This is a genomic window from Citrobacter amalonaticus, from assembly GCF_037053465.1.
In the GTDB taxonomy this organism is placed as follows: Bacteria; Pseudomonadota; Gammaproteobacteria; order Enterobacterales; family Enterobacteriaceae; genus Citrobacter_A; species Citrobacter_A amalonaticus_H.
In genome coordinates, this window is sequence record NZ_JBALIF010000014.1 from 50139 (window position 1) to 62187 (window position 12049).

A 12049-nucleotide genomic window follows, 5' to 3' on the forward strand; every position below is an offset into this window, starting at 1 on the left:
CTGATAGCTCTGCGTCACTCATCCTGTACGGATGGCCCTTTGACAGCAGGCTGAAAGCTGTCGCATCCCTGATGCAATGCCAGCTCTGAATGCTCAATACGACTGAAAATGAGCAGTATACCCGGTATACCGTCGTTGCTGTTTTAACCACTTTACCCCCTGCGGGAGACAAATCCCGCCCGGGATCTGTCTCCGGTCACAACATACCTAGAGATTCATAATGAACACTGAACACAAATATTTTGACCTGCACACCCGTGGTATTGGCTATGTGAATCGCCTGCGCACGGTCACGCCGAAAAAAGGCGATGCCTTTACCGCCTGTACCATCGCCGCCCTGCGAGGTTCGACGGACAGCGTGGAATATACCTGGTTTGACGTACGCGTTTATAACGACGAAGCCGTTCACCTGCTCAACCGCTGCCAGGAGGCGCTTGCGCGTCAGGACAAGGTGCTGATTGCTTTTCGTATCGGGGATATCTGTCCCGAAATCTTCGAATACCGCAAAGGCGAACGCGCTGGTCAGCAGGGCATCAGCCTCAGGGGACGTTTGATTTTCATCTCGTCGGTGTATATCAACGGCAGCCTGGTCTGGGCGCATGAAACAACGGCGCCTGAAGCCGCAGAGCCGCAACCCGAACCAAAACCTGAACCACAACCGAAAGTACCTCTGACACCCGCTGTAAAAACAGACGCAGACGCCGTTCAGTTCTGAACCCGTCCCTCATATACCTTCACTCACCCGTCAGGGGCGACTCCTGACGGAGCCAGCCTCTGTCTGACATCACGAGGCAACCTATGACATCTTCAACACCCCACAGCGATATCTACCAGAAAGTCACCGACGAAATCATCGAAGCCCTGGAGCAGGGGAATCCCCCCTGGATACGCCCCTGGCGCGATGGCGAACCGGTATTTCCACTCAACATCGCATCAGGACGCGCCTATAACGGCATCAACATTCCCCTGCTCTGGCGGAGCGCCGATAAAAACGGTTATGAAAATGACCGCTGGCTCACGTTCCATCAGGCACTGCAGGCCGGAGGAAATGTCCGCAAGGGCGAAAAATCCACCTTTGCCGTCCTGTACCTGCCAAAAGAGCGGGAGTTGCTGGATAAAACCGGCGCACCACTGTTGAACGATGACGGCTCACCGCAGGTGACACAATTCGCGCTGCTGAAAGAGTTTCGCCTGTTTAACGTGGCGCAGTGTGAGGGATTACCCGACGCGTTTCTGGCCCCCGTGGTCAGGATGAATACACCGCTGGAAACAGCGGAAAACATCAAAACGCACAGTGGGGTAACGGTTGCCCACCGCCAGCAAAACAGAGCGTATTACTACCCTGCGCAGGACCGGATTATGCTCCCTCACCCGGCGCAGTTTTCCTGCCAGGAGAACTATTACAGCACCCTGCTGCACGAACTCACCCACGCCACCGGGCATCAGTCCCGCCTGAGCCGTGAAGGGATCACTTCACCCACCGCCCGGTTTGGCAACGCGCATTATGCGTTTGAAGAACTGGTGGCGGAGATGGGGTCGGCATTTCTGTGCGCCCATACCGGTATTGCGTCCCGGCTACAGCATGCCAGCTATATCGCCAGTTGGCTGAAGATACTCCGCGAAGACAATAAAGCGATTATCCGCGCCAGTGGACAGGCCCGTCAGGCCTGTGAATGGCTGCTGAAACAGGCGGCAGAGCAGCCTTACCGGCTTTCTGCGTAACGCGGTTTCTCAGCAACACTTCCCCTCTTCTTCAGTTACCTTCACGAAGGACACATCGATGTCAGAAATTAACCCACCCGACCCCGTCTGGGGCTTACGGCACGATATCACGCCCGCGTTTGGCGCACGGTTAGTTCAGGAAGGGCCAAAGCTGCACTTTCTTGCTGACCGGGCCACGCTCTCCGGTGAGTTTACGCCAGAGCAACGTGAAAAGCTGGACGCCACTTTTCCGCTGTTTATTGCGCGACTTGAAGTGGCGCTTCACGACGGACGGCTGGATCCACGCCGCTCCACCTGGATAACCGACACCGTTAACGGACTGACCTGCGAAGCCGACACGCGCGGCTCCTGCGGCTACGTTTACCTCACCATTTACCCGGCCTGACAGGAGGTGAGCTTATGGTTGCTATCGAACTGCCTGTTTCAGCCTGTTTCTGCGGCATCCAGTGCAGTACCGCCCACCTAACCAGCGCCGATAATGACTGCCTGTGGCGTGCGTCACACCGTCATGAAGAGTATGGCGAGGGTGAATGGATACACTTTACCGGTACGGGTTATCTGCTGCGCCTCAGCGCATGGCGTCACCCGCTGCTGCGGCTTAAGGCGCTCGGGTTATCCCGATCCGCCCGCCGACTGATCGCCACAGCACTGCATTGCCGTCTCTCGCTGATCCATCTGGACGCCCTGGGGGATGTGCTGCCGGGCTTTGACGTCTTTGACTGGTGAGCCACTCACATTTCAGATCTTTTATCTCCGTTGTTCAACCCACAGTACGTCTGCCATCTCCGGCGGACGTACTGGCCTTAACAGGAACCATCATCATGCCAACAGAATCTGAAGTTTTAACCGACCACAATGAGGTTATCTGCTCAACCAGCATTGAGCGTATCGTCACGGGGCGCGATGCTGCGCTTACGCAAATCGAAGCCCTGCTCCACCAGCTTGATAATATCTCCCGGCTGACCGCCGAAATCGGCGGCGATGTGGCAAATCACTGGGCCATATACCAGGGCCGCGCTTTCGACTGCTGGCTGATGCAGCCCGTGGACAAGGCCATGAAGGGGATCACCCGTAATATTGACCGCAGTATCTGGCGCAGCCTGATGGTTAAATCCGGCATGCTGGCGTTGATGGACGCTGCCGCCCGCAGTCAGTGGTCGAAAGACCTGGAGAGCGGCAGTCTTCCGGCGATCAGTGAAGCCAACATTCTCAGCACCTTTGAGCAACTCCACCACAGCAAACACGAAGTCTTTGAGCGTGGCATTATCAACGTCTTTAAGGGATTAAGCTGGCACTATAAAACCAACAATCCCCGTTGCTTTGGCAAACGCATCATCGTCAACGGTCTGGTGAGGCATGATAAATGGGGTTACAGCCTGAACTGGAACTGGCGACGCGATCAACTGGTCGATCTGGAGCGGATGCTGTTCCTGCTGGACGGCAAAGCGATCCCCGACAACCGGAATGACATCGCTCTCCGGCTGATGGATTTTATCCGCGACAACCCGCACCAGCAGCACTTTGAAGACACTCTTTTCTCCATTCGCTATTTCCGGAAGGGCAGCGCGCACATCACCTTCAGACGCCCGGATCTGGTGGATAAAATGAACGACATCGTGGCAAAACACTTTCCGGGGATGCTGCCTGCCGCATGATGACACTGCCATCCCTTAATTCGCCTCCCTTTATTCACAGAGAACAGCTTATGCGCATATTATTTTCTCCAGGTCGTCTGTACGCCACCGCTGGCGTTAATCACCTGATATCACAGGGGCTTGATATTCGCCCCCTGCTTAGCCGACATTTACGCGGCGACTGGGGCGATATCGGTGACGATGACAAACTAGCCAACGATGATGCAGTCCGGACGCATGATGACAGAATTCTGTCGGCCTATGCCATTACGCCAGATATTAAAATCTGGATACTGACCGATGAAGGTATTACCACCATCCTGTTGCCTTCGGAATATTAACCACCGGGCAAAATAGTCATTTCGGCACGAATATCACCCCACCTTTTATTTCTGTCTGAAAAACAATTTTCTCTGTCTGTATTTTCTCTGTTGATTATTCTGATGCTGTTTTCCTTCCCGTCATACATGGGTTCCTCAACCCCTTCGGGCATCATCCTCTGATGCCCGTTTTTTTCAGGCATAATACTGAAATAAAAAACGTAGTATGGACCGTCAGTCAATCTTCATGACCCAGAATGAATTAACGACTGTTTTTATTTCTCAGGCCATTAAAGTAGCCAGACAAGGCAACACTCTTCTGCCCTGTAGCCGGTGGCCGACCGGCAACCAACCGGAGCCTTTTGTGCGAAAGCGCCATTCAGTTCGATTCGTCCCTCCTTTGAGCGAATCGGGATAATGCCGAGAAAGGCACTATCTCCGGAGGTTCCTTAACCGTCAGGTTAAATCCTGCCAGCGCCATTATTCTTCTGAATTCTGGCGCTGTTCCTTTTTTATTATCAATAAAAATTGATTAAGCGCTTTTATTTTTCCAGGCATAAAAGAATTTTGACTGTCGTCTCCCTGGCGAGAGGAATTTAATTGAAGGGCTTAATGCTGTCGCCGACAGCGCCCTTTTAGCTCTGTGGTTTCCTGTAAGCAGAGTGTCCCCCCGGACCGGAAACTTTTTTTACCTGCAAAACGCCCCCGGTATTCGAGGAAATAATTATGATCCGTGATTTCACCATTATGCGCCATTCCCTTAAAGACGCCGACACCGGAAAGTATACTGAATATTTTCATGTCAGCCTGTATTACGCCAGCGTCCCGGACGATCCCTGGAGCCGGTTTGATCATTATCTGTTATTCCCGACCCACGAACTGGCCCAAAGTTTTCTGAACCATATCCGGACTGCCCGCAAATCCATTGACTGGCGCTACTGGATATTGCAGGACGCCGACAGCCGCGCAGAGCCCTGCCAGCAAACGGCCATGGTGGAAAGAGAAATACTTTCCCTGCCGTATTAGCTCAGTAAAAAACACGCTATTTATGGAGCAAATAAAAATGACGATACTCTCCCCGGAATTACAGGCTGAACTGAATGATATTTACCTTCAGGAAAAATACGCCGTCAGGCAGATGTTACAACTTGCCCTGCAGCAGGGGTTCTGTCTTCGGGATCTCACTCGCCTGGCGGAAAAATACCGGATAAGCGCCAGCATTCTGGAGAAACACGACGGTAATTACTGCGTCCGGTATGCCAACGGAGACGGATTTTTTCACCGTCGCTTTTATCACGATAAGCAGCAGGCACTGTCGTTTATGACCACGTTTGATCTCTGCGCCCCTGAACAGTATCAATGACAGAATCTCAGCCAGGCCTCATCCGCTATCACACCGTATCTGCCACCCCAGTAAACCTCCCAAACAGGCTCCGGCAACCGGGCCTGTTTTTTTATTCTTTTCCCGTATCGCTTTTCCTGCTGAAGCGATAATTACGCCCGCGCATGCTGCTCCCTGACATTATTTCCCGGAGAACCTGTGTGATGAAAAAATCCCTTATTCCTGGCCTGCTGTTACTGGCGGGCTGCACCGCGCCCCCCGCGCCGCCGTTACCCTGCCCCACATCGCCAGCCCCGGTGCTCGCGGAAAGGGTGCATACCGCCCGCTATACGCTGGTTGATATCGCGCCGGCGCAAACGCTGCGCTTTCCCCTGCGACAGATCATCAGTAAGACACTCCCGGCATCGGGAAAACACCACCGCCACCTGACCCGCGAAGAAGCGCTGCGCGGCTGGCTGGACGGCAGCGGTTACGGCCTGTGTTTACCGGTTACCACGCCGATGAAGCTGTTCTACGGCAGTCCGCTGCCGGATGCCCAGCGCCGGATGGGGCCGGTTCGCACCGAAGCCGCACTGCAGACCATTGCAGGCAGTGCCTGGGTGATGACCACCGATGAGGTCAGCCGCACCGTCTGCTGGCAACCCGCTCCTGCCATCCGCTCACCGCGCAGAGGGTGATATCATGCGAACCCTTTTGCCACTGATGATGCCGTTTTTCTGCCTCAGCCTGACCGCCATTGCGGCTACAGAAACGGCAACCACCACACAGCAGACAACCCGCCAGGCGCTCAGTGAAGCACAGCAGGCACAGCGCTGGGGACTCAGCCGCGAGGAGTGGAGCCAGTACCTCCGGCTCCGTCAGGGCGAGCGCGGCATCTGGTCGCCGGGTCTCGACCCCCTGACCACGCTGGGCGTGGAGGCTGGCACCGATGAAGAGCGCCGCAAATATGCCGACCTGCTGGTGGAAAAAGAGTCCCGGCGGGTGGAAAAGGAACTCGCGTTCCAGCGGGCTTATGATGCGGCCTGGAAGCGGCGTTACCCGCTGCTGACGCGAGTGACCGATGCCCACCTGCAGACGGCGCGCTCCCCGACCAGCCGCCTGGCGGTCTTCGTGCGCGAAAACTGCCCGCCCTGCGAAACGCGTCTGAAAACACTGCTGCGTTCCGGGCATCCGCTGGATATCTGGCTGGTCGGCAGCCAGGGCGACGACGCCCGTCTGCGGCGCTGGGCGCTGGCGCAGCAGATCGATCCACAGCAGGTCAAATCACGGCAGATAACGCTCAACCATGACGCCGGTCGCTGGCAGCAACTCGGCAACAAGCCGATCCCGGCGGTACTGGAACAGCAGGAGGGACAATGGCAATCCGTCGCCTCACCCTGATCCTGCTGCTGCCCGCCCTGACCGGTCTGGCATCATCGCGTATTCCGCCAGGCTATCAGCAGGTGGCCCGCCAGGCACATATCCCGGCAGAACTGCTCTACGCCGTGGCCCTGACCGAAAGCGGCACGCAGCTTTCCCGTGGCGTGCATCCGTGGCCGTGGACGCTCAATGTCGCAGGCCGGGCCTGGCAGTACACCACGCAGCAGCAGGCATGCCAGGCCCTGAACCAGTTTTTGCGCACCCGGGATCCCCGGCGCATCGACGCCGGACTGGGGCAAATCAACATCGGCTGGAACGGACGGCTTTTCGCCTCGCCGTGCGATGCGCTGGATCCGTACCGGAATCTGCAGGTGGCGGCACAACTGTTGCGCACGCATTTTGACGCACAACACAGCTGGCTGGATGCCGCCGGGCGCTATCATCATCCGGCAGGAGGAGTACCCGCCCGGCGCTACCGCCAGAAAGTGGCCCGCTATCTGCAGGATCTCTCCTCATGAAAGAAGGAAAGCATGACATCATGAAAAATACCTTTCCTGCGCTGCTGCTCGGCCTGAGCTTTCAGGCTGCCGCCGGTTTAACCGTGGTGGCCGATCTGGGCGGTGAGTCCACCGCGCCGCTGTATGAGGCCATTCAGCCGGATAACGGGAATACGCCTCCCTCCCCCCATTCCGTTGCCCCGGCATTCAGTGAAAACGATGTACTGCCGGTGATTTCACCGCATCTGCATCCCGGCCCGGTGGCTTCCCGCCCGCTGTCGCTCCCCGGTTTCTCACCGCTGTTTCTGACCGGCGTCGATCCCTTTTCGCTGCGCTGGCTGAAACAGCATCACCAGGCGCTTATCACCTTACAGGCCACCGGGCTGGTGGTGAATGTCGCCACATCCGCTCAACTGGAGAGTCTGCGCCAGCAGGCTCCCGGGCTGACGCTGCTGCCGGTCAGCGGCGAAGATCTGGCGCAGCGTCTGAAGCTGCACGCTTATCCGGTGCTGATCACCGAAACCGGGCTGTCACAATGAGTAACCGCCACGTTATTGAAACCCTGCTGCGCCCGGCGGTGGAGCTGTACAGCGCCATCACCGCGCTGGCGGCGGCCTGTCTGTGCCTGGCCGCACCCTGGTCGCTGATGCTGTCGCCCTCCATCAGTAGAGTGATGGCGGGCGGCTTTATGGCCTTTGCCCTCTTTCGCGGGCATCAGGGCATGACCATTCTGCGCTACCGCCGCAATATCCGCCGCCTGCCGCGCTATGTGCTCAGGAGTCAGCAGATCCCCGTCAGCCACCGGAGTCTGTTTATCGGGCGGGGGTTTCGCTGGCAACCCGGACATACTCAGCGCCTGCTGGCCTGCCGCCGCCCGGAGGCAGAGCGTTATGTCCATCCGGGGCGGTTATACCGGCAGGCCCGCTGGCTGGAAAAACGGGCAGAGCACCGCTGCCCGTGGCTGATCCGCCTGCTCTCCTGCGAGAGTATCTTCAACCCGGTGCGTCCGTTACCTGCCGTCGGCGGCAGCGCCCTCCTGCACGGCATAGAGCTTAACGAGTGCGCCGTCACGCTGCCGTTGAGCGAACGCCCCGGCCACACCCTGGTACTGGGCACCACCCGCGTCGGTAAAACCCGGCTGGCGGAGCTGTTTATCGCGCAGGATATCCGGCGTGGTGAGGTGGTGATTGTCTTTGATCCGAAAGGCGACGCCGATCTGCTCCGGCGCACCCGGGCAGAAGCCAGACGTGCGGGGCGTGAGGATGTGTTTTATCTCTTTCATCTGGCGTACCCCGACATTTCAGCGCGCTACAACGCCGTGGGCCGGTTCGGGCGCATCTCCGAAGTGGCGTCGCGTATTGCCGGGCAACTTTCCGGCGAGGGGAACTCCGCCGCCTTTCGTGAGTTCGCCTGGCGCTTTGTGAATATCATCACCCGCGCGCTGGTGGCGCTGGGGCAGCGACCGGATTATCAGTTGATCGCCCGTCATGTTCTGAATATTGACGATCTGTTTATCGATTACGCCCGCTATTATTTATCGCAGAATGCGCCAAAAGCATGGGAAACCATTGCCCGGATAGCCGGTCAGGTCACGGATAAAAACACGCCCCGTAACCTTCACGGACGTGACAGTTTTGTTGTCGCGCTGGAGCAGTATCTGGCGGCCACCCGATGCTACGATCCCATTATGGATGGCCTGCGCTCAGCAGTGCGTTACGACAAAACCTACTTCGACAAAATCGTCGCCTCGCTGCTGCCGCTGCTGGAAAAACTCACCACCGGCAAGACCGCGCAGCTGCTGGCCCCCTGCTACAGCGATCTGAATGACCCGCGTCCAATCTTCGACTGGCAGCAGGTGATCCGTAAACGCGGTATTGTCTACGTCGGGCTGGATGCGCTTTCCGACAGCGAAGTGGCGGCAGCGGTGGGAAATTCAATGTTTGCCGATCTGGTCAGCGTCGCCGGGTACATCTATAAATTCGGCGTGCATGACGGCCTGCCGGGGGAAACCGCAACCCGTATCCCCATTAACCTGCACTGTGATGAGTTCAGCGAGCTGATGGGCGATGAGTTTATCCCGCTTATCAATAAAGGCGGCGGCGCGGGCGTGCAGGTTACGGCCTATACCCAGACCCTCTCTGATATCGAAGCCCGCACCGGCAGCCGTGCTAAAGCAGGCCAGGTGGTGGGCAACTTCAACAACCTGATCATGCTGCGGGTAAGGGAAACCGCCACTGCGGAGCTGTTGACCAGCCAGTTGTCTGAGGTTGAAGTCCTGACCAGCACGGTGACTTCCGGCGTAACCGACTCCTCAGAACCACAGAGTCAGACCGATTTTATCAGCAACACCCAGGACAGGGTCAGCGCCCTCAGCGTTCCCCTGCTCGAGCCAGCGGCATTAATTCAGCTTCCCAAAGGTCAGGCGTTCGCACTGCTGGAGGGCGGGCAGTTGTGGAAAATTCGCCTGCCCCTGCCCGCCAGTGAAGATGACGATATCCCTGATGATATTCAGCACCTGGCAGAAGAGATGCGCCAGCACTATCACAGCGGCGAACGGTGGTGGCACGGAACCTGGGTCGCAGAACCGCCCACTGATGCTGCTGAGATTCAGGGCACAGGAAGCGCGGATGAGTGATCACGCCAGTCCGCCGCCTTTCCCCGGCCATAAGGGCCCGGTAACGATCCTGCTCGCCCTGGCAGGGCAGGTTATCGCCACACTGCTGGCGGCGCTGTTTATTCGTCTGCTGGCGGAGTGGACGGGCATTGCGTTTTTCTGGCCCGAACAGGGTGCAGAACATGCGCACCTGATGATGAACCGGGAACTGGCATGGTTTTCCGGCAATATTGTTCGCAGCGTGGTGATGGCCGACCCGGCGGGTCATCTGAATCAGGCATTACTTCAGGTCTGGCAGTGGCTGTTTGTCGATACCGGGGCGGTCGCATGGGGTGAACAGCAACATTATCGTTTTCTGGCGGATAGCGCCAACTGGCGTCACGGGCTGAATACGTATCTCCAGGCCACGGTCTGGACAGTGCTGACTTTCACGCTGCGCCTGTTTTTACTGCTGCTGACGGCACCGCTGTTTGTGCTGACCACGCTGGTTGGCCTGGTGGATGGTCTGGTGCGACGGGATATTCGCCGCTTTGGCTGCGGCTATGAATCGGGCTTTATTTATCACCACGCCAGGCGGGCCATCCGTCCGGTGTTTTTGCTGCCGTGGATGATTTATCTGGCGCTGCCGTTCTCCATCAACCCTGATGTGATTTTGCTGCCCGCGGCGGGGTTGCTGGGGTTTGTGGTGTCGATTGCTGTGGGGGCGTTTAAGAAATATTTATGAGACAGGCAATACGAAATTTACTTTAAAGAAACAATTATTTGTTTTAAAATAAAAAATACAGTGATTCAATATATCTTTGATGATATCAGATTTAAAAATCAGCACTGCCCCTAATACCGACTGACAACGTAAAAGCTCCATAATTAGCGAAGATCAAAATGACTACTTTTGAACCGTTCGTGATTCTCTTCGGCAAGAGCCATTATGCGATCTCTAACAGGAGCGATATAGCATTCCCATTTAACAGGGTTGTACTGTCTTATAGCACTTAAGACATAATACTCAATGTGGTTCATCCTGGGACAGGGATATTTAGGTGCAAAAGCCTTGAGTCGATTGTAATAGCAGTGGTAATCAATTTTTTCAACGCTCTGATCGGTTAGGATGGATTTTGAGTACGCAATGACTTCCAGCAACGTATCAATTTCCATTTTATTCAACTTATCGGGACCGTCCAACACATTTTGATGTTGGTCGAGGATCATCTGCTCGGTGATTTCATCGAACCATTTCTTGTGATTATACTCTGGTAAGGCTTTTATCTTCTCATTGTTGGTGCCGGGGCCCTCACGATATTCAAGTTTAAATTGCGTGGTGTGGCTCCTGATTTTTTCTTTGATCTCAACCTGATCCTTGTTGAGACTATCACCCTTGATGACTTTATCGAGTCTTTTGTTTTGGTTTTCTTCGCAAATGTCGCCGTCAGCAACCGCCAAAATAGAGAAGAAGGGGATTCGATAGGAAGATATTAACTCATTGCCATAAGTATAGAAACCATACATGCAAGCAGCTTGATTTTGCCATACGCCAGAGATGATACACTTGATTGCAGACTTTGGTTTGTTAACGGAATCACGGGGGAACATCAGTTCAATAACTTCTTTTGCAAGGGAGTCTTCAACAAGAACATAGATGAAAGGAATGAATTTACCTTTAGAAAATCCTGTGCGCGTTATACATTTTGTTCCAATAATACCGATACTCATACGGTTGCTTCCTAATTTATAATTTACAACGGCTCATGGATGATGCCTTTGATTGCAAATATCCCTCACCTACGACGCGTTCATTTCTATACTTTTGCACTACTCACACACAAAGCGGGGTAACACTATTACCCTAAACGACTTAGCTTACCCATCCATCTCCAGACAAATTTATCTTCAAGTTAACATGCTACCATTACCTACGATAAATAAACCTTTCCAGCCAAAAGTCAATTCATTGCAGTAATTTTACCGCGTCTGCGCCACCCTTTTAGTCTCCCCTGTCACGTTCCGGAGGCTCATTTCATGCGACGCATTGTACTGCTAACCACCATGGCGCTCGCCTGCACCGCCCAGGCCGCCCCCACCTCTGAGCAGGCTAATCTGGCGCTGCTGACCCGGCAACTGAACCAGATGGAAAGCACGCTGCAACGTGCTGAAGCCGAAGCCAGCCTCGCACCGGATACCCGTTTTCGTTTCGATTACCCGCAGGCATTCGACGATCTCCGGACTATCCGGTACGGCATCCACGATTACCTGGCCCCTTCCCGCACGCAGCCGCGCAATGTGACGGCCCTCTCCGGCCTGTACCGCCGTGAGGCCCGGGCCGATGAGTGATGAACAACTCTCCGCCTTCCAGGCCGGAAGCTCGTCAAAACCCGCTGATGTCAGTCTGGTGTTGCTGGGGCTGCTCTGTGCGGCGCTGTTTCTGTGGGCGGGCTGGTGTCTGGTCAGCCTCTACCGGGGGTTTTCCACCGGCACGCTGACCCTGCGCCAGCTTGGCGGCATTGCCGCCCGTCTCTTCTTACTGCTGCTGGTCAGTTTCTGGCTGGTGCTCAGTTGAACGCTTT

17 protein-coding genes are annotated in these 12049 nt (G+C 55.7%); 16 read left to right on the forward strand and 1 reads right to left on the reverse strand.

Translation table 11 applies throughout. The annotated features are described in order from the left end of the window. The first annotated feature begins 220 nt into the window (after nucleotides 1–220). From WB371_RS19110 to WB371_RS19175, 14 genes are all read left to right on the forward strand, one after another. Nucleotides 221–715 carry a DUF3577 domain-containing protein gene (locus WB371_RS19110; RefSeq protein ID WP_336221618.1) on the forward strand — a complete coding sequence of 165 codons (495 nt, stop codon included), beginning with the start codon at nucleotides 221–223 and terminating at the stop codon, nucleotides 713–715. Nucleotides 716–798: 83 nt separating this feature from the next. Further along, entirely contained in the window at nucleotides 799–1722 is a 924-nt protein-coding gene (locus WB371_RS19115; protein WP_336221619.1) for an ArdC family protein, read from the forward strand. Nucleotides 1723–1780: 58 nt separating this feature from the next. After that, nucleotides 1781–2107, forward strand: a complete 327-nt coding sequence (locus WB371_RS19120; protein ID WP_336221620.1) for a type IV toxin-antitoxin system YeeU family antitoxin — start codon at nucleotides 1781–1783, stop codon at nucleotides 2105–2107. Nucleotides 2108–2121: 14 nt separating this feature from the next. Then, nucleotides 2122–2448 carry a DUF5983 family protein gene (locus WB371_RS19125; RefSeq protein ID WP_336221621.1) on the forward strand — a complete coding sequence of 109 codons (327 nt, stop codon included), beginning with the start codon at nucleotides 2122–2124 and terminating at the stop codon, nucleotides 2446–2448. 95 nt (nucleotides 2449–2543) lie between these two features. Beyond that, nucleotides 2544–3377, forward strand: a complete 834-nt coding sequence (locus WB371_RS19130; RefSeq protein WP_336221622.1) for a DUF4942 domain-containing protein — start codon at nucleotides 2544–2546, stop codon at nucleotides 3375–3377. A gap of 50 nt (nucleotides 3378–3427) precedes the next feature. Further along, the gene (locus WB371_RS19135) at nucleotides 3428–3697 is read left to right on the forward strand and encodes a hypothetical protein (protein WP_336221623.1); all 270 of its coding nucleotides are present in this window, start codon (nucleotides 3428–3430) and stop codon (nucleotides 3695–3697) included. 705 nt (nucleotides 3698–4402) lie between these two features. Continuing rightward, nucleotides 4403–4702, forward strand: a complete 300-nt coding sequence (locus WB371_RS19140; RefSeq protein ID WP_336221624.1) for a hypothetical protein — start codon at nucleotides 4403–4405, stop codon at nucleotides 4700–4702. Between the two features lie 37 nt (nucleotides 4703–4739). Next, nucleotides 4740–5039 carry a hypothetical protein gene (locus WB371_RS19145; protein ID WP_336221625.1) on the forward strand — a complete coding sequence of 100 codons (300 nt, stop codon included), beginning with the start codon at nucleotides 4740–4742 and terminating at the stop codon, nucleotides 5037–5039. A gap of 182 nt (nucleotides 5040–5221) precedes the next feature. Further along, on the forward strand, nucleotides 5222–5695 hold the full coding sequence (locus WB371_RS19150) for a response regulator (RefSeq protein WP_336221675.1): 474 nt from the start codon (nucleotides 5222–5224) through the stop codon (nucleotides 5693–5695). Between the two features lies 1 nt (nucleotide 5696). Next, a complete protein-coding gene (locus WB371_RS19155; RefSeq protein ID WP_420704066.1) occupies nucleotides 5697–6398 on the forward strand; it encodes a TIGR03759 family integrating conjugative element protein in 702 nt (233 codons plus the stop codon). After that, nucleotides 6374–6895 (forward strand): transglycosylase, encoded by a 522-nt coding sequence (locus tag WB371_RS19160; RefSeq protein WP_336221627.1) that lies wholly within the window; start codon nucleotides 6374–6376, stop codon nucleotides 6893–6895. The genes WB371_RS19155 and WB371_RS19160 overlap by 25 nt, the downstream gene beginning before the upstream one ends. Continuing rightward, nucleotides 6892–7413 carry an integrating conjugative element protein gene (locus WB371_RS19165; RefSeq protein ID WP_336221628.1) on the forward strand — a complete coding sequence of 174 codons (522 nt, stop codon included), beginning with the start codon at nucleotides 6892–6894 and terminating at the stop codon, nucleotides 7411–7413. Before WB371_RS19160 ends, WB371_RS19165 begins: the two co-directional genes overlap by 4 nt. Then, on the forward strand, nucleotides 7410–9509 hold the full coding sequence (gene traD / locus WB371_RS19170; protein ID WP_336221629.1) for a type IV conjugative transfer system coupling protein TraD: 2100 nt from the start codon (nucleotides 7410–7412) through the stop codon (nucleotides 9507–9509). Before WB371_RS19165 ends, traD begins: the two co-directional genes overlap by 4 nt. Beyond that, nucleotides 9502–10212: a TIGR03747 family integrating conjugative element membrane protein gene (locus tag WB371_RS19175; RefSeq protein WP_336221630.1), complete on the forward strand. Its 711-nt coding sequence runs from the start codon at nucleotides 9502–9504 to the stop codon at nucleotides 10210–10212. The genes traD and WB371_RS19175 overlap by 8 nt, the downstream gene beginning before the upstream one ends. Before the next feature lie 143 nt (nucleotides 10213–10355). Here the strand turns inward: WB371_RS19175 and WB371_RS19180 are convergent, their stop codons facing one another. Next, the gene (locus WB371_RS19180) at nucleotides 10356–11198 is read right to left on the reverse strand and encodes a hypothetical protein (RefSeq protein WP_336221631.1); all 843 of its coding nucleotides are present in this window, start codon (nucleotides 11196–11198) and stop codon (nucleotides 10356–10358) included. Between the two features lie 306 nt (nucleotides 11199–11504). On the opposite strand from WB371_RS19180, the gene WB371_RS19185 reads away from it, so the two are divergent. Both WB371_RS19185 and WB371_RS19190 read left to right on the forward strand, forming a co-directional pair. Then, the gene (locus tag WB371_RS19185; protein WP_336221632.1) at nucleotides 11505–11816 is read left to right on the forward strand and encodes an RAQPRD family integrative conjugative element protein; all 312 of its coding nucleotides are present in this window, start codon (nucleotides 11505–11507) and stop codon (nucleotides 11814–11816) included. Further along, nucleotides 11809–12042 carry a TIGR03758 family integrating conjugative element protein gene (locus tag WB371_RS19190; protein ID WP_336221633.1) on the forward strand — a complete coding sequence of 78 codons (234 nt, stop codon included), beginning with the start codon at nucleotides 11809–11811 and terminating at the stop codon, nucleotides 12040–12042. The genes WB371_RS19185 and WB371_RS19190 overlap by 8 nt, the downstream gene beginning before the upstream one ends. Nucleotides 12043–12049 lie beyond the last annotated feature (7 nt).